Origin of the sequence: Pseudomonas sp. NY15437 (assembly GCF_048068435.1) — a bacterium.
Lineage (GTDB): Bacteria > Pseudomonadota > Gammaproteobacteria > Pseudomonadales > Pseudomonadaceae > Pseudomonas > Pseudomonas nitroreducens_B.
The window spans coordinates 227,619-244,748 of record NZ_JBLUQC010000005.1 but is presented as its reverse complement, the minus strand read 5'-3'; the positions used below and the strand labels follow the sequence as shown (position 1 = coordinate 244,748).

General features: G+C 65.5%; 14 protein-coding genes. 7 read left to right on the top strand and 7 right to left on the bottom strand.

What is annotated here, in order from left to right; translation table 11 throughout:
* Positions 1–377 precede the first annotated feature (377 nt).
* Entirely contained in the window at positions 378–746 is a 369-nt protein-coding gene (locus ACNFIA_RS14400) for a putative zinc-binding protein (protein ID WP_416785847.1), read from the top strand.
* A 136-nt stretch (positions 747–882) separates the two neighbouring features.
* Here ACNFIA_RS14400 and glp read toward each other — a convergent pair whose 3' ends face one another.
* From glp to ACNFIA_RS14365, 7 genes are all read right to left on the bottom strand, one after another.
* Complete coding sequence (gene glp / locus ACNFIA_RS14395) at positions 883–2,106, bottom strand: gephyrin-like molybdotransferase Glp (protein ID WP_416785844.1); 1,224 nt, start codon at positions 2,104–2,106, stop codon at positions 883–885.
* Positions 2,103–2,657: a molybdenum cofactor biosynthesis protein B gene (gene moaB / locus ACNFIA_RS14390; protein WP_416785841.1), complete on the bottom strand. Its 555-nt coding sequence runs from the start codon at positions 2,655–2,657 to the stop codon at positions 2,103–2,105. The genes glp and moaB overlap by 4 nt, the downstream gene beginning before the upstream one ends.
* A gap of 123 nt (positions 2,658–2,780) precedes the next feature.
* Positions 2,781–4,295 carry a C69 family dipeptidase gene (locus ACNFIA_RS14385; protein WP_416785838.1) on the bottom strand — a complete coding sequence of 505 codons (1,515 nt, stop codon included), beginning with the start codon at positions 4,293–4,295 and terminating at the stop codon, positions 2,781–2,783.
* Between the two features lie 160 nt (positions 4,296–4,455).
* On the bottom strand, positions 4,456–4,908 hold the full coding sequence (gene moaE / locus ACNFIA_RS14380; protein ID WP_416785835.1) for a molybdopterin synthase catalytic subunit MoaE: 453 nt from the start codon (positions 4,906–4,908) through the stop codon (positions 4,456–4,458).
* Positions 4,909–4,912: 4 nt separating this feature from the next.
* Positions 4,913–5,161, bottom strand: a complete 249-nt coding sequence (locus ACNFIA_RS14375) for a MoaD/ThiS family protein (protein WP_416785833.1) — start codon at positions 5,159–5,161, stop codon at positions 4,913–4,915.
* Complete coding sequence (gene moaC / locus ACNFIA_RS14370) at positions 5,158–5,649, bottom strand: cyclic pyranopterin monophosphate synthase MoaC (protein ID WP_416785830.1); 492 nt, start codon at positions 5,647–5,649, stop codon at positions 5,158–5,160. The genes ACNFIA_RS14375 and moaC overlap by 4 nt, the downstream gene beginning before the upstream one ends.
* 435 nt (positions 5,650–6,084) lie before the next feature.
* Entirely contained in the window at positions 6,085–7,476 is a 1,392-nt protein-coding gene (locus tag ACNFIA_RS14365) for a PhoH family protein (protein WP_259757090.1), read from the bottom strand.
* A gap of 513 nt (positions 7,477–7,989) precedes the next feature.
* Between ACNFIA_RS14365 and yaaA the strand changes: the two genes are divergently transcribed.
* From yaaA to ACNFIA_RS14335, 6 genes are all read left to right on the top strand, one after another.
* Entirely contained in the window at positions 7,990–8,769 is a 780-nt protein-coding gene (yaaA, locus tag ACNFIA_RS14360; protein ID WP_416785827.1) for a peroxide stress protein YaaA, read from the top strand.
* Between the two features lie 1,237 nt (positions 8,770–10,006).
* Entirely contained in the window at positions 10,007–11,317 is a 1,311-nt protein-coding gene (gene algD / locus ACNFIA_RS14355) for a GDP-mannose 6-dehydrogenase (RefSeq protein ID WP_259757093.1), read from the top strand.
* 132 nt (positions 11,318–11,449) lie between these two features.
* Positions 11,450–12,931, top strand: coding sequence for a mannuronan synthase (alg8, locus tag ACNFIA_RS14350; RefSeq protein WP_416785824.1), 1,482 nt, complete (start codon positions 11,450–11,452; stop codon positions 12,929–12,931).
* A 33-nt stretch (positions 12,932–12,964) separates the two neighbouring features.
* On the top strand, positions 12,965–14,137 hold the full coding sequence (locus tag ACNFIA_RS14345; protein WP_416785821.1) for an alginate biosynthesis protein Alg44: 1,173 nt from the start codon (positions 12,965–12,967) through the stop codon (positions 14,135–14,137).
* A gap of 13 nt (positions 14,138–14,150) precedes the next feature.
* Positions 14,151–15,548 (top strand): alginate biosynthesis TPR repeat lipoprotein AlgK, encoded by a 1,398-nt coding sequence (gene algK, locus ACNFIA_RS14340; protein ID WP_259757098.1) that lies wholly within the window; start codon positions 14,151–14,153, stop codon positions 15,546–15,548.
* 101 nt (positions 15,549–15,649) lie between these two features.
* The gene (locus tag ACNFIA_RS14335) at positions 15,650–17,083 is read left to right on the top strand and encodes an alginate export family protein (RefSeq protein ID WP_259759720.1); all 1,434 of its coding nucleotides are present in this window, start codon (positions 15,650–15,652) and stop codon (positions 17,081–17,083) included.
* Positions 17,084–17,130: the final 47 nt, after the last annotated feature.

Sequence of the window (17,130 nt, the reverse complement as noted above, 5' to 3'; positions counted from 1 at the left end):
CATGCCCGCGACCACGGACAAGGCGCGCGTCCACAATCCCGCTCCGGGCCGCCATGGCAGCGGGCACCCTCTGTGGCATTCGCTGCGGCGATTCTGCTGCTCCCGGCCACATCTGTGCCTAGCCCAACGCCGGCCCTGCCGGCGCATCGCGGGCAGGGCCCGCTCCTACACGAACTCCCAGCCCCCGCGGCGAAGGGAGAAGATGCGCAAGGCGCCTAACGCCACAGGCGTTATCCGCCAACTACCTGCGACGGCGGATACAGCGTTCTGCTTTATTCGCCCTCCCCAAACAGGAAGTCGCCCCATCAACTTGATTCAGATCATGTCGCGCCAAGCCATCGCAGCAGGACACTGCGGGACTCGCCCAGGAGGTCCCCATGCCGTCCTCGCTATCCCTGCCCCTTGTGTACTCCTGTTCCGGCTGCTCCAACCTCGCGCAGCTGGCCAACGACCTCGCCCTGCGCCTGGACCGTGACGGCCTGGCGGAGATGTCCTGCATCGCGGGAGTCGGCGGCGACGTGCCGGCGCTGGTGAAGACGGCCTGTTCAGGCCGCACGATCGTCGCCGTGGACGGCTGCCACCTGCACTGCGTGCAGCACTGCCTGGCGCGCCACGGCGTGAAGGCCGAGCACGAAATCACGCTGACCGAATACGGCCTGAAGAAACGCTACGGCCAGGATGCGCGCGCAGAGGACTTCGAGATGCTCTACGAGGAGTTGCGGTTCCTGCTCCGCGCCCCACGCTGAGCCTGGGCAGCCCGGCACGCCGCAAGGGCAACCGGCGGGCGCAGGCGCTGGCGATACCCCGGCTGTTTGGACGCGGTTATCGATGGGTATCGCTTCGCTCCACGTCATCCTACCGGGAGCGGTTCCGGTCTGCGCCTCAGGCGCCGAGTTCGCTGAACGACAGGAAGGGCAGCAGCTCCCCCGCGCACAGCGTGCGCCCGGCCTCCACCACCGCCAGGCCATCGGCCCAGCTCGCCGCGCGCAGCATGGCCGAGCCCTGCTGCGGATGCAGGCGGACGCGCGCGACGCCGCTGCTGTCCAGCTCCAGGCGCGCGCGCAGGTACTGGCGTCGCGAGTTGGCCGCGGGCCAGTCGAACCCCGCCGGCAAGGTGATCGGCAGCGTCTCGGCCCAGCGGCGCCCCTGGGCACGCCAGAGGAACGGCCGCGCCACCACCAGGGCGGTGACCAGCGCGGCGGCCGGGTTGCCCGGCAGGCCGATCCACGGCTTGCCGGCGATGCTGCCGAACGCCAGCGGCTTGCCTGGCTGCATCTTCAGCTTCCACAGGTGCAGCTCGCCCAGCTCGCGGATCGCCTGCTTGAGGTAATCGCGCTCGCCCACCGACACCCCGCCGCTGGTGATCAGCACATCCCATTCGGAGGCGGCGAGGCTCAGCGCATCGCGGCTGGCCGCCAGGGTATCGGCGAGCACGCCGTAGTCGTGCACCTCCATGCCCCAGCCGCGTAGCAGCGCACCGATGCTGAAGCGGTTGGCGTTGTAGATCTGCCCCGGCGCCAGCGGCTCGCCGGGCTCGCGCAGCTCATCGCCGCTGCTCAGCAGGCAGACCCGCAGTGGGCGGTGCACGCTGACGCGGTCCAGGCCCACACTGGCCAGCAGGCCAAGGTCCTGGGCACGCAGCTTCTGCCCGGCGCTGAGCAAGGCATCGCCAACGCACAGTTCTTCACCGCGTCGACGCACGTGGTTGCCAGGGGCGACCGCGGGCGCCTGCAGCCAGTCGCCCTCGGCATCGCAGTCTTCCTGGGCGACCACGCTATCGGCTCCCGGCGGCAACGGCGCGCCGGTAAAGATGCGCACAGCCTCGCCGGGCCTGAGTTCGACGTCAGCGGCATCACCGGCGGCAACGCAGCCGGTGATCTTCAGCCGCCCGCTATCCGCGCTGCGCAGGGCGTACCCGTCCATCGCGCTGTTGTCCCACAGCGGCAGGTCGATGGGCGACTGCACGTCCTCGGCGAGAACAAGGCCCAGGGCATCTTCCAGGTCGACGCGCACGCTCGGCGGCGCCTTGGGAACGAAGGCCATCAGCGCGGCGATGGCCTCGTCCACCGGGCGCAGGCCGCTGCTGGAACAGCCGCAGCCGCTCATGAGCGGGTACCGCAGGCCAGCACCGGGCGCTCGGGCAGGCGCTTGAGATGGGGGACGAAATTGCAGGGCCTGGTGCGGCTGTCGAGCTGCGCCAGGAGGATCTTTTCCCAGGCCGTCAGACAGGCGCCGGTGGAGCCGGGCAGGCAGCAGACCAGCGTGCCGTTGGTGATGCCGGCGATGGCGCGGGACTGGATGGTGGAGGTGCCGATTTCCTCGCGGGAAATCTGCCGGAACAACTCGCCGAAACCGTCCACGGTGCGCTCCAGCAAGGGAGCGACCGCCTGCGGAGTGTTGTCGCGGGCGGTGAAGCCGGTGCCACCGGTGATCAGTCCGACCTGGACCTTGGGGTCGGCGATCCAGGCCGAGATCACGGCGCGGATCTGGTAGATGTCGTCGATCACCAGTTGGCGTTCGGCGAGAGCGTGACCGGCGCGTTGCAGCGCGGTCACCAGGGCCTGGCCGGAGGTATCGTTGTGCAGGCTGCGGGTATCGCTGACGGTGAGGACAGCGATCTCCAGCGGCTGGAATTCCGGGGTGCTGAGATGGCTCATGAGAGGGCTCTCCGATGCGGAGCAAAAGGGCTGGCGCCAGCCTGCACCGCTTCCCCTCCAGCGCCCATTCCTCCGAGGAGGTACTGCCCCGGCGCGTGCGGGGCAGTACCGCCCGTCAGCGCGCTACAGGTGCTTGATCTTCTCCAGTTCCTCGGCGCTGTAGTTCTGCTCCGTGGACTTGGTCAGGTCGGTGAGGATGTTGGCGCGCAGCACGCCAGCCTGGTCCAGGGCCCAGAGCGCGGTGCCGTTGCTGAAACGTTCGGCGGCGGCGCGGGCCACTTCACCATCCTTCTGCGCCAGAGCCTTGAGCATCTCGTCCTGGGCTGGCTGCGCGGCGCGCAGGCTGCCTTCCAGGCGGTCACGCCAGCCGTGCAGCAGTGGCATGTACTGCTTGTCATTGGCGTGGGCCAGGGACGTGAGGCTGCGGAAGGTCCACCAGGCGGAGTGCTCGTCGAAATCGTCGCTGCCCTGCTGGAACACCCGCGGCGTGCTGCGCAGGCTTTCCAGGTAGTAGGGCAGCAGCAGGCCGTCGCGCACGTTGCCCAGGGATTGCCAGGACAGCACCTGCAAGCCCTTGGGCATCTGCGGGCGGACCTGCAGGATGTGCGCCTCGACGTTGCGCTCCATGGCGATCGGCCGCTGCTTCTGGTCACCGGCGGGCTTCTTGCCGTCCAGCGGGGTGCCGGCGTAGTTGTCGATGCGCAGGATGGCCGCTACCTGCTCGACGCTGATGGGCTTCTCCGGCTTGGTATAGAAGGGATACTGCTGCTGGCGGATGTCCTGTTTGCGGCCCGGCTCCAGCTTGCTCTGCACCAGCCATTCGCGGTCGACGTTGTAGGCGTCGCCGACGATGCCGAAGGCCTTGGCGAAGTTGAATTTCGCCGGGTCGACCTTGTCCAGCAACTGGTGCTTCTGGGCGAACTCGGCGATACCGGCGCTGCTCAGCACATTGGCCTTGTCGTTGAGGTCGGCGTCGTGCACGCGCATGCCGTTGGCCATCACCACATAGCCGTCGTCCGGCACGCGCACGGCGATCCAGTGGTGCCCGGAGCCGATCTCGAACAGCCAGGCCTCCTTGTCGTCGGCGATCTGGATGCCGTTGGTTTCCCCGGCGCCGAGGGTCTCCACGTACTTGCCCAGCAGTTCCACGCCTTCGCGGGCGGTCTTCGCCTGGGGCAGGATCAGGTCCGGCAGGATGGCCTCGATCACGCCGCCCTCGTCGGCCACCAGCGGGTCGGCCTTGGCCGCCTTGTCATTGGGCTCGGTGCTGTTGGTGGCGGAGAGGATCACCCCGGCCTCGTTGGCGCCGAACTCGCTCCACGGGCCGAGCGCGCCGCGCTGGTCGCCGTTCCAGTCACGCATGGCGGTGTAGCGCATCCCGGCCTTGGGCGCGGGGACGCTGACGCCGTTGTCGAAGCTGAGCGTGTCGCCGTCCTTGTAGGTCTGCGCCGGCACCACGACGAAGCGCTTGGCGTGGTTGTTGTAGGTGTAGTCCTCCAGCCGCGCGACCAGCACGGAGCCGTCGGCGGTGGCGTTGCGCCCGGCGATGATGGTGGTGCAGGCCAGCGCGCCCTGGCAGAAGCCGCCGGCCAGCAGGGCGGCAGCGAGGGTCTTGAGCGCAAAGTTGGGCTTGGTCATGGAAATCTCCTCGGCTTGCGATTCGCCGCGCGGCCAAGGCAGGCACGGCGGCGGAGCCGGGAGATGTACAACGTGGCGAGGAACGCGTCCTTGGCGCAGAGCAACGACACCTCCCTGGCATCGCCCCTGAGCATAGACAAGCGTCGAGATTGCGCCTGGCTCAGCGCTTCCAGCGCTCGGCGGCGGCCTGGTCGCTGCAGCGGCCCTCGACCCAGCGCGGACCGTCGCTGGTGTCTTCCTTCTTCCAGAACGGCGCGCGGGTCTTCAGGTAGTCCATGACGAAGTTGCAGGCGTCGAACGCCGCCTGGCGGTGCGCGCTGGCGGCACCGACGAAGACGATGGGCTCGCCCGGCTCCAGGCGGCCGATGCGGTGGAGGATTTCCAGGCGCAGCAATGGCCAGCGCTGGTGGGCCTCGGCCTCGATCTTCTGCAGCGCCTTTTCAGTCATGCCGGCGTAGTGCTCGAGGAACATGCCGCCCACTTCGCGGCCCTCGTTGAAATCCCGCACGTAGCCGACGAAGCCGACCACGGCGCCGACGCCGACATTGGCGGCGTGCATCGCATTGAGCTCGGCACCCGGATCGAACGGCGCCGGCTGGACGCGGATCGCCATGGCCTCAGCCTCCGGTCACGGTGGGGAAGAACGCCACCTCGTCGCCGTCGGCGAGGGGCTCGTCCAGGGCACACAGCTCCTGGTTACGCGCGCACATCAGGTTCTGCTCGGCCAACACGTCCCACACACCGCCGCGCTGCAGCAACAGGCGCCGCAGGTCGTCGAGGCTGGCCAGGGACTCGTTCCAGTTCAGCTGTTCGCCGTCCAGGCCGAGGGCTTCGCGGTAGCGCGCGAAGTACTGCACGCGGATCATGGGGTGTCTCCTGCGACGCTCTCTGTCGCAACGTAGTGGCCGCTCTTGCCGCCGAGCTTCTCCAGCAGGCGCACGCCTTCGATGGTCATGCCGCGATCCACGGCCTTGCACATGTCGTAGATGGTCAGCGCGGCGACGCTGGCGGCGGTCAGCGCTTCCATTTCCACGCCGGTCTGCCCGGCCAGCTTGCAGCGGGCGACGATGTGCACGGTGTCCTCACCCTCGGCGGCCAGCTCAACCTTGACGCTGGTGAGTAGCAGCGGGTGGCACAGCGGGATCAGTTCATGGGTCTTCTTCGCCGCCTGGATGCCGGCGATGCGCGCCACGGCGAACACGTCGCCCTTGGGGTGGCCGCCGTCCTGGATCAGCTGCAGGGTGGCCGGGAGCATGCGCACCCGGGCTTCGGCCACGGCCTCACGGGACGTCACGGCTTTCTCGGTGACATCGACCATGTTGGCGCGGCCCTGGGAATCGAGATGGGTCAGCACGGCTGGAAATTCTCCGGTGGATCAGGGGAACAGTGTACTCCCCGGGGGCGCGGCCGGCGGACCGGCAAGCGGCGCGTTGGGGAGAGGATTGTATACAAGAAGAGGTACGAGTGGGGGGCTGCGTCTGGGCGGGTTCGCGAGCAAGCTCGCTCCTACAGGTTCTGCGTCCGCGGTGGACATCGGTGCTGCTGGCTGGCTTTTCGTAGGAGCGAGCTTGCTCGCGACTCCGGTGCATCCGGCTAACGGATCGCTTGGCCGTTCTACCCAACGGTCCCCTCTCCCTTCAGGGGGAGGGTTAGGGAGGGGAAACGGAGCTAGCTCGAAAACCGGGATACAACCGAAGCCCGCCACCCTCTCCCCAGCCCTCTCCCTGAAGGGAGAGGGGGTTGTCCGGAGTAGAGGTGGGATTGGAAGAAGCCGGTTGCCCGGTTCTGCTTACATGTGCGCTTCGGCGAACTCCGCCAGCACCGAGCGCGGTACCCCTTGCAGGGTCACGTGCACGCCGTGGGGGAAGTCCTTGAAGCGTTCGGTGAGGTAGGTCAGGCCGGAGCTGGTGGCCGACAGGTAGGGGGTATCGATCTGTGCCAGGTTGCCCAGGCAGACCACCTTCGAACCATTGCCCGCGCGGGTGATGATGGTCTTCATCTGGTGCGGGGTGAGGTTCTGGCATTCGTCGATCAGGATCAGGCTCTGCTGGAAGCTGCGCCCGCGGATGTAGTTCAGTGATTTGAACTGCAGCGGTACCTTGCTGAGGATGTAGTCGACGCTGCCATGGGTGCACTCATCGTCCGAATGCAGCGCTTCGAGGTTATCGGTGATGGCGCCGAGCCAGGGCTCCATCTTCTCCGCCTCGGTGCCGGGCAGGAAGCCGATGTCCTCGTCCAGGCCCTGCACGCTGCGGGTGGCGATGATGCGCTTGTAGCGCTTGGTGACCATGGTCTGCTCGATGGCGGCAGCCAGGGCCAGGATGGTCTTGCCCGAGCCCGCCGCGCCGGACAGGTTGACCAGGTGGATATCCGGATCGAGCAGTGCATACAGCGCCAGCGACTGGTACACGTCGCGCGGGCGCAGGCCCCAGGCTTCCTGGTGCAGCAGCGGTTCCTGGTGCAGGTCGAGGATGGTCAGCTCGTCCTGGTCGATGCCCTTGATCCAGCCGACGAAGCCCTGCTCGTCGACGATGAACTCGTTGATGTGCACGGCCGGCAGGTTGTCGGTGAGTTGCACGCGATGCCAGGTGCGCCCGCGGTCCTGGCGGGTTTCCACCTTGCTGACGCGGTCCCAGAACGATCCGTTGAGCGAGTGGTAGCCCCGCGACAGGAGGGCGATGTCATCGACCAGCTGGTCGGTGTGGTAGTCCTCGGCGAATACCCCACAGGCACGCGCCTTCAGGCGCATGTTGATGTCCTTGGTGACCAGTACCACCCGCTTGCTGCTATGGCGACTCTTCAGCTCCACCAGCTGGTTGATGATCTTGTTGTCGTTGAGGTGTTCGGGCAGCCAGGTGATCGGCTCGGCGCGCTTGCTCATGAGGATCGACAGGCTGCCGCACGGCCCGCTCTTGCCGCGCTGGATGGGCACGCCATCCTCCACCTGCTCGGGCGAGGCCTCGCCCAGTACCGAATCGATGAGGCGAATCGCCTGGCGGCATTCCGCGGCCACGGTGTGCTTTCCGGTCTTGAGCTTGTCCAGTTCTTCCAGCACCGTCATCGGGATCGCGACGTGGTGCTCCTGGAAGTTCAGCAAGGCGTTGGGATCGTGGATCAGGACGTTGGTGTCGAGGACGTACAGGGTGGGCTGGGTGGGGCGGGAGCGTCCGTGGTCATCCATACGCGGGTCACCTCTTGTGGGAGCGTTCGACGGAATGCCTTTACAGCGCTCCGCCGTGCGGTGAGCCACCGGCTCTCAAGACGTGGGCTCAAGAGCACTGCAAGAAGGGGACGGGCCGGGCCGGGGCCGCCACCTGTCTGCAGGGTTCGGCGGTCTACGACTCAACAAATACAGGAAAAAACATGACGATAAAAAGTCTTTTTCCTTCTCAAGGATGTTTTTTTCTTCGTACGACGAAATACCTTGGCGAGGGCCTCGGACAGCGCTAGTTTTAGGGGTCCCACCTGTCGCAAAACCTCGCCACTTCCCCGGCGGATCAGCCTTTTACCCTCCTCCGTGCCGCTGCCGGCAAAGCCTGCGCTGCGCGGTCTTCTTGCCGCCTCCATAAGCAGCCGGAGCGCTGCGAGTCGCGCGGCTTCGCCAAGGCTAATCGCTCCCATAGGTGGAGCCTGCACCCGCAACTCCTTACAATGGCGCCTCGATTGCAGGAGCGCGCTTGTAGGAGACCGCACGATGCTGATGGTGATTTCCCCCGCCAAGACCCTGGACTACGACACCGCGCCGGTGACGCAGCGCTTCACCCCGCCCGAGCACCTGGACGATGCCCAGGAATTGATCGGCATCCTGCGTGAACTGACTCCGGCGCAGATCGCCGAGCTGATGCACCTGTCGGACAAGCTGGCCGGGCTCAACGCGGCGCGCTTCGGCAGCTGGCACCCGCAGTTCACTCCCGCCAACGCCAAACAGGCGCTGCTGGCCTTCAAGGGTGATGTCTACACCGGCATGCAGGCCGAGGATTTCAGCGAGGACGACTTCGACTTCGCCCAGCGCCACCTGCGCATGCTCTCCGGCCTCTATGGCGTGCTGCGCCCGCTGGATCTGATGCAGCCGTACCGCCTGGAAATGGGCACCAAGCTGGCCAACGCCCGCGGCAAGGACCTCTACGCCTTCTGGGGCGAGCGCATCAGCGGCTGGCTGAACGAGTCCCTGGCCGAACAGGGCGATGACGTGCTGCTGAACCTGGCCTCCAACGAATACTTCGGCGCGGTGAAGCGCAAGGCCCTCAACGCGCGGGTGATCGATACCGAGTTCAAGGACCTGAAGAACGGCCAGTACAAGATCATCAGCTTCTACGCCAAGAAGGCCCGCGGGATGATGGCCCGCTATGTGATCAAGGAGCGCCTGACCAATCCGGAAGGGCTGAAGGACTTCAACTACGCCGGCTACGCCTACAGCGCCGAGCACTCCAAGGCCGATCAGCTGGTGTTCCTGCGCGACCACGCCGACGACTGATCGCCCCACCCGCTGCACCAAACGGGAGCCTCGAGGCTCCCGTTTTCGTTTCTTCGGCTGAAAAAACGGCAGGAGTGCCCGGTGCGTTCCTGAGAAGGGGTCGGCCCGCACCGTGAATGCCGTGCCCTGCGGTTCGCGAGCAAGCTCGCTCCTACGAAAGCCGCACTGCCTTGCCGCACCGCGCTGAGGCATGCGCCGGCGTTGCCGACGGATCGCGGGCATGGCGCGCTCGTACCTGAACTGTCGCGCTGGGGCATGCCCTCTCCCCGCACAGACTCAGAGAAAGCCCATTGCGTCTAAAGGGGGCACCCGATTCGCTTCTGTTTCGTCCGGGAAAGGCCGCTGATTCCAACTGGCCTGTAAGCCATTGACCATACAAGCGCACATCGAGAGGGGGCGAAATTGTACGTTTTATGTCCAAAACACCCCTTAAAAACCCTATGGCGAAAAGGGGCAAAATGACCGTTCGTCTGCTTCAGGATTAATCGTGAAAAATTTTTTCGGGGGTCCGGACCAGTCCTAAGGATGGAAATCGTCCTGATTCGCTACCCGCCTTGTAATCCATTCGCCATTACCAGCATTTGGCCATGACATGCATTTCACGATTGCACTTTGCAAGAGAGAAAGCTGAACGGGAGCTGAACGAATGTGTTGACGACGATAGCCGGTCGTTTTTAACGAAAAATTCAATGGAACTTTCCCTGACCTTGCACTTTGCATTACGCAAAACGCCCGAGGTTTTGCCACCAGTGCAGCATCAGGTGATATCAAATGGATATTTCAAATAATTTCAGAGACGAGATGGGCGGAAGGAACTAACCGACTTTCGGATAAATCCTATTTGCGCAACGACCATCGATGGTCACGCAACAGTGCCACGATGGAAGGTGGAAGTTTTAGTTCCAAGGTTATTCCGATTGGCTCTTGCCATTCCTTAACCAGAACTACAACCCCATGAAATAACTGAACTTTTCAGATGACGAGGCAATCATCTAACCAGACTGGAGCACGCCAGGCGGAGAATGCACCAACTTTGCAATCCGCTTGAAACATAACAGGGCAAACATTCTTAGTTTGCTCCAAGACTGTGCTCGAAAGTTTAGCACTCGATTCCCATGCCTGCCTGGAAGGAAGTACGGAATTCACTTCAACAGTGAACTCCGGGGGTTCTTGCAACCTTTAAAAAGCGCCCGAGAGGGCAACTTTAAACAGTTCGACCATTGAAGAGGTGAATGCGATGCGTATCAGCATCTTTGGTCTTGGGTATGTTGGCGCAGTATGTGCCGGCTGCCTGTCCGCACGAGGCCATGAAGTCGTTGGGGTGGACGTGTCCACCACCAAGATCGATCTGATCAACAACGGGAAGTCGCCTATCGTCGAGCCGGGTCTGGAGCCGCTGCTGGAGCAGGGCATCCGTACCGGTCGCCTGTCGGGCACCACCGACTTCAAGAAGGCCGTACTGGACACCGACGTGTCGTTCATCTGTGTCGGCACCCCGAGCAAGAAGAACGGCGATCTCGACCTGGGCTACATCGAGTCGGTCTGCCGCGAAATCGGCTACGCCATCCGCGAGAAGAAGGAACGCCACACCGTGGTCGTGCGCAGCACCGTGCTGCCGGGCACCGTGAACAACGTGGTGATCCCGATCATCGAGGACTGCTCGGGCAAGAAGGCCGGCGCCGACTTCGGCGTGGGCACCAACCCGGAGTTCCTGCGCGAATCCACCGCGATCAAGGACTACGACTTCCCGCCCATGACCGTCATCGGTGAGCTGGACGCCCAGACCGGCGACCTGCTGGAAGAGATCTACCGCGAACTGGACGCGCCGATCATCCGCAAGTCGATCGAAGTCGCCGAGATGATCAAGTACACCTGCAACGTCTGGCACGCCGCCAAGGTCACCTTCGCCAACGAGATCGGCAACATCGCCAAGGCCGTCGGCGTCGATGGCCGCGAGGTGATGGACGTGATCTGCCAGGACCGCAAGCTGAACCTGTCGCGCTACTACATGAAGCCCGGCTTCGCCTTCGGCGGCTCCTGCCTGCCCAAGGACGTGCGCGCCCTCACCTACCGCGCCAGCCAGTTGGACATCGAACACCCGATGCTCGGCTCGATCATGCGCAGCAACCAGCACCAGGTGCAGAAGGCCTTCGACATCATCGCCGCCCACGGCAGCCGCAAGGTCGGCCTGCTCGGCCTGTCGTTCAAGTCCGGCACCGACGACCTGCGTGAAAGCCCGCTGGTGGAACTGGCCGAGATGCTCATCGGCAAGGGCTATGAGCTGCAGATCTTCGACCGCAACGTCGAGTACGCCCGCGTCCATGGCGCGAACAAGGAGTACATCGAATCGAAGATCCCGCACGTCTCCTCGCTGCTGGTCTCGGACCTGGACGCCGTCGTGAAGTCCTCCGACGTCCTGGTGCTGGGCAACGGCGACGAGCTGTTCGTCGACGTGGTGAAGCAGGCGCCCGAGGGCAAGAAGGTCGTCGACCTGATCGGCTTCATGCCCAGCGTTACGGATGACCGCGCCGAAGGCATCTGCTGGTAACGCGCCGCTCTTCGTAGGAGCGAGCTTGCTCGCGAACGCTCTCCCGCCGCACCACCGTGCCAAGCGGGTTCGCGAGCAAGCTCGCTCCTACAAGGGCTCCACTTCCCCAGAAGCGACAGACGGATTTCGACGATGGAAACCTACAAACGAGTGATCGGTGAAGCCACCGGCTGGCTGGTCTTCCTCAGCCTGCTGATGCTGCTGGCGCTGCTCGTGCCGCCGACCGTATTCAACGCCGAATCCAAGGACTTCCTGCTGCTGATCGGCGCAGTCGGCATCTGGCGCTATTCCATGGGCGGCCTGCACTTCCTGCGCGGCATGCTGTTCCTCTACGTGGTCTACCCGCACTACCGCCGCAAGGTTCGCAAGCTGGGCGAGGCGGCCGACCCGTCGCACGTGTTCCTGATGGTCACCAGTTTCCGCATCGACGCGCTGACCACCTCCATGGTGTATCGCTCGGTCATCGAAGAAGCCATTGCCTGCGGCTATCCCACCACCGTGGTGTGCTCCATCGTCGAGATGTCCGACGAGGTGCTGATCAAGCAGCAGTGGCAGAAGCTCAACCCGCCGGACCACGTGACGCTCGACTTCGTGCGCATCCCCGGCACCGGCAAGCGCGACGGCCTGGCCCACGGCTTCCGTGCCATCTCCCGTCACCTGCCGGACGAAGACGCGGTGGTGGCGGTGATCGACGGCGACACCGTGCTGGAACCGGGCGTTGTGAAGAAGACCGTGCCGTGGTTCAAGCTCTTCCCCAACGTCGGTGGCCTGACCACCAACGAGTTCTGCGAAGTGCAGGGCAGCTACGTGATGAGCGAGTGGCACAAGCTGCGCTTCGCCCAGCGCCACATCAACATGTGCTCCATGGCCCTGTCCAAGCGCGTGCTGACCATGACCGGGCGCATGTCGGTGTTCCGCGCCGCGGTCGTCACCGACCCGGACTTCATCACCGACGTGGAAAGCGACCACCTGGACCACTGGCGCCTGGGCCGCTTCCAGTTCCTCACCGGTGACGACAAGTCCAGCTGGTACAGCCTGATGCGCCTGGGCTACGACACCTTCTACGTGCCGGACGCGGCGATCAACACGGTCGAGCACCCGCCGGAGAAGAGCTTCATCAAGGCCAGCCGCAAGCTGATGTTCCGCTGGTACGGCAACAACCTGCGGCAGAACTCCCGCGCCCTGGCCCTGGGCCCGCAACGCCTGGGCTGGTTCACCAGCGTGGTGCTGTTCGACCAGCGCCTGTCGATGTGGACCTGCCTGCTGGGCCTGGTGGCCGCGATCATCGCCAGCATCAAGTACAGCATCGCCTTCCTGCTCATCTACCTGCTGTGGATCGGCATCACCCGCTTCGTGCTGACCCTGCTGCTGTCGCTGTCGGGCCACCACATCGGGCCCGCCTACCCCGCCATTCTTTATTACAACCAGATCGTCGGTGCCCTGGTGAAGATCTACGTGTTCTTCCGCCTCGACCAGCAGTCGTGGACCCGCCAGAACACCAAGCTCGACCGCGGACTGGCCAGCTTCCAGCGCTGGTTCAACACCTGGTCCTCGCGAGCCATGACCTTCTCCGCGGCCAGTATTTTCGTCGCCGTACTGCTGACCATCGTCTGACCTCCTTTTTAGCTACGAACAGGACTCGACCTCATGAATACCGCCGTCAACGTCAATGTCGTGCACGAATCCGAAGCCCAGCGCCAGCACGCCCGGGTCAAGCTGCCCGCCCGTATCCGCTTCATCGGTTCCCACCGCGAGGGCGTCGACGCCCGCCTGCTGGACCTGTCCGCCGGTGGCTTCGCGTTCGCTGCCGCGCACAACACTCCGGTGCAGGTCGGCGACCTGCACAAGGGCAAGCTGCTGTTCCAGATCGACAGCATCAGCTTCTCCCTGGAGGTGGAATTCCAGGTGCGTTCCTATGACCGCGAAAGCGCCCGCGTGGGCTGCGAATTCCAGCACCTGAAGCCGCGCGAGATCGCCGCCCTGCGCTACCTGATCACCTCCTACCTGGCCGGCGAAGTGGTCAGCGTCGGCGACATGCTCAACACCCTGCAGCGCGAGAACTTCACCAAGGCCCGCAAGCACGGCGCCGGCTCCGGCGGCATGGGCTTCTTCGGCCGCTTCCGCGCAGTCACCGTGAGCACCGCGATCTTCGTCGTCGGCGTCGGCGCCTTCGCGGTGATCCTCAACCAGATCTACAACCTGTACTTCGTCACCCATGCCGATTCGGGCGTGGTCAGCGTGGCCAACCAGCAGATCACCATGCCCCGCGAAGGCACCGTGGAGAGCCTGGTGGAGCCGGGCGCGGAAGTCGCCAAGGGCGCGCCGATCGCCTCCTTCTCCGCCAACCTGCTGGACCTGCTCAAGGGCAACCTGACCGAAGAACAGCTCAACCCGAGCAACATCGAGAAGCTCTTCGGCCACCAGATGAAGGGCACCCTCACCAGCCCCTGCGACTGCCGCGTGGTCGAGCAGCGCGTCGCCAACGGCCAGTTCGCCAACAAGGGCGACGTGATCTTCACCCTGACCCCGCGCGACAGCACCGCCACCATCGAAGCGCGCTTCCCGTACCGCAACGCCGCCGAACTGTCCCCCGGCACCCACGTGAACTTCCAGGTGGCCGGCGACAGCGAAGTGCGCGGCGGTCGCATCCAGCGCACCGCACCGGTGGACGGCGACCTGTCCTCGGAAATCCGCGTGCAGATCACCCCCGACCAGCCGCTCGACAGCCAGATGGCCGGTCGCCCGACTGAAGTCAGCATCGGCGGCCTGCCGGGCCGCACCCTGCTGAACAAGGCGATGGCCCTGGCCACCGCCCGCTAAGAGGACCGCCCGCATGAATCGACCTGTCTCACGACTTGCCCCTCACCTAGCCTTGGCGCTGGCCATCGGCGCAGCCGCCGGATGCGCCGGCCTGCCCGACCAGCGCCTGGCCCAGGAAGCCCTGGAGCGTGGCGACATGGCCACGGCCCAGGCCAACTTCCAGGCCCTGGCCACCATGGGTTACGCCGACGCACAGGTTGGACTGGCCGACATGCAGGCCGCCACCGGCGACCCCGACGAGCAGGCCCGCGCCGAGAAGCTCTACCGCGAGGCCGCCGAGAGTTCGCCGCGCGCCCGCGCTCGCCTGGGCAAGTGGCTGGCGGCCAAGCCCGGCGGCACCGACGCCGAGCACCGCGAAGCCGAGCAACTGCTGACCCGCGCCTTCAACGAAGGCGAGGACAGCGCGCTGGTCCCGCTGATCGTCCTCTACCTGCAATACCCGCAGGCGTGGCCGAACGTGAACCCGCAGCAGCGCATCGACCAGTGGCGCGCCCAGGGCCTGCCCCAGGCAGACCTGGCGCAGATCATCCTGTACCGCACCCAGGGCACCTACGACCAGCACCTGGGCGAGGTCGAGCAGGTCTGCCAGCGCTGGCTGAACCGCATGGACGTGTGCTGGATGGAACTGGCCACCGTGTACCAGAAGCAGGGCAACGCGGATAAGCAGAAGGCCCACCTCGAGGCGCTCAAGGCCGGCTGGAAGGCAGGCCGCGTGCCGTCCGAGCGCGTCGAGTCGGTAGCCGGCGTGCTGGCCGACCCGAACATCGGCACCGCCGACCCGCAGGCCGCCCAGGCGTTGCTCAACGAGATCGCACCGACCTACCCGGCCGCCTGGGTCAGCCTCGCCAAGCTGCAGTACGACAACCCCGACCTGGGCGACCTGGACCAGATGCTGGAGTACCTGAAGAAGGCCCAGGACGCCGCCCAACCCCGCGCGGAACTGCTGCTCGGGCGCCTCTACTACGACGGCAAGTGGGCCCCGCAGGAACCGCAGAAGGCCGAGCAGCACCTGCTCAAGGCCGCCGCCACCGAGCCCCAGGCGCACTACTACCTGGGCCAGATCTACCGCCGCGGCTTCCTCGGCCAGGTCTACCCGCAGAAGGCCGTGGACCACCTGCTGATCGCCGCGCGCGCCGGCCAGGCCAGCGCCGACATGGCCCTCGCCCAGCTCTACTCCCAGGGTCGCGGCATCCGCCCGAACCTGGTCAACGCCTACGTCTTCGGTGAGCTCGCGCAGCGCCAGCAGGTGCCCACCGCCAGTGACCTGATGGCGCAGATCGAACCGCAGATCCAGCCGGCCGACCGCAGTGCCGCCCAGCAGTTGCTCAAGCGTGAAGAACAGGCTCGCGGCGCCAACTGGCAAGCCACCGTCAGCCTTCTGCAGAACAACCAGGAACAAGAAAATCTATGAAGCGCACCGACCCGATGACCACCCCGCTGTTTGCTCTCGTCGATGGAGTTCAGCCGCGTGCCCTGGCCTCCGCTGTCCGCCGCGCCCGCCTGTTCCCCGCCATGTTCGGCGTTGGCCTGAGCCTGGCCGGCACGCTGTTCGGCAGCCTCGCCCACGCCGCCGAAGAGCCGCCGAAGAACTTCGGCCTCGACATCAAGGTGACCGCCGAATCCGAGGATGACCGCGACCTGGGCACCGCCCGCGGCGGCGACCTCAACGGCATCGGCCTCGACCTGCGCCCCTGGGCGTTCGGCCAGTGGGGCGACTGGAGCGCCTACGTGATGGGCCAGGCGGTCGCCGCCACCGACACCATCCAGACCGACACCCTGCAGAACGACGACGTCAACAACACCAGCCGCGGCAGCAGCGACAACAAGCGCGAGCCCGACGACGCCTACCTCGCCCTGCGCGAGTTCTGGGTGGACTATGCCGGCCTCACCCAGTACCCCGGCGAGCACCTGCGCTTCGGTCGCCAGCGCCTGCGCGAAGACAGCGGCATGTGGCAGGACACCAACATCGAGGCCCTGAACTGGACCTTCGACACCACCCTGCTGCGCGCCCACCTCGGCGCCGCCCAGCGCTTCTCCGACTACCGCACCGACATCACCGACCTGGCGCCGGAAGACAAGGACCGCACCCACGTCTTCGGCGACATCTCCACGCAGTGGATGCCGCAGCACTGGGTCGGCCTGCGCGTGCACCATTCCGATGACAGCGGCAGCCTGCCGGACCCGGGCGACACCGTCGACTCGCTGGACAAGCGCTCCACCGGCGACCTCACCTGGGTCGGCATCGAGGCCAACGGCGACGGCTACAACTGGCGCTCGCAGATGCCCATCAACTACTGGGCCAGCGCCACCTGGCTGACCGGCAACCGCGACCGCCTGACCACCGCCCCGGTGAATGGCGAGCGCATCGCCACCGGCAAGCAGAGCGGCGACGTGGACGCCTACGGCGCCGACCTGGGCCTGCGCTGGAACATCGACGAGCAGTGGCGCGTCGGCGGTGCCTACGCCCGTGGCAGTGGCGGCGGCAAGAATGGCGAAGACCAGTTCGAACAGACCGGTCTTGAAAGCAACCGCTCCAACTTCACCGGCACCCGCGCCCGCGCGCACCGCTTCGGCGAGGCGTTCCGTGGCGAGCTGTCGAACCTCGAAGCCGCCACCCTGTTCGGCTCCTGGCAGCTGCGCGACGACTACGACGCCAGCGTCATCTACAACAAGTTCCGCCGCGTGGACAGCGACTCGGACATCGGCAACAGCGGCATCACCGCTCCGCTGGTCAACGACTCCAAGGACATCGGCCAGGAAGTCGACCTGGTCGTCACCAAGTACTTCAAGCAGGGCCTGCTGCCGGCGTCGATGAGCCAGGCGATCGACGAGCCGTCGGCGCTGATCCGCTTCCGTGGCGGCGTGTTCAAGCCCGGCGATGCCTACGGCAGCCACGTCGACTCGACCATGCACCACGCCTTCGTCGACGTGATCTGGCACTTCTGAGGAGTATGGCGATGAACATTCTCACTCTATTAGCCTCACCCCAACCC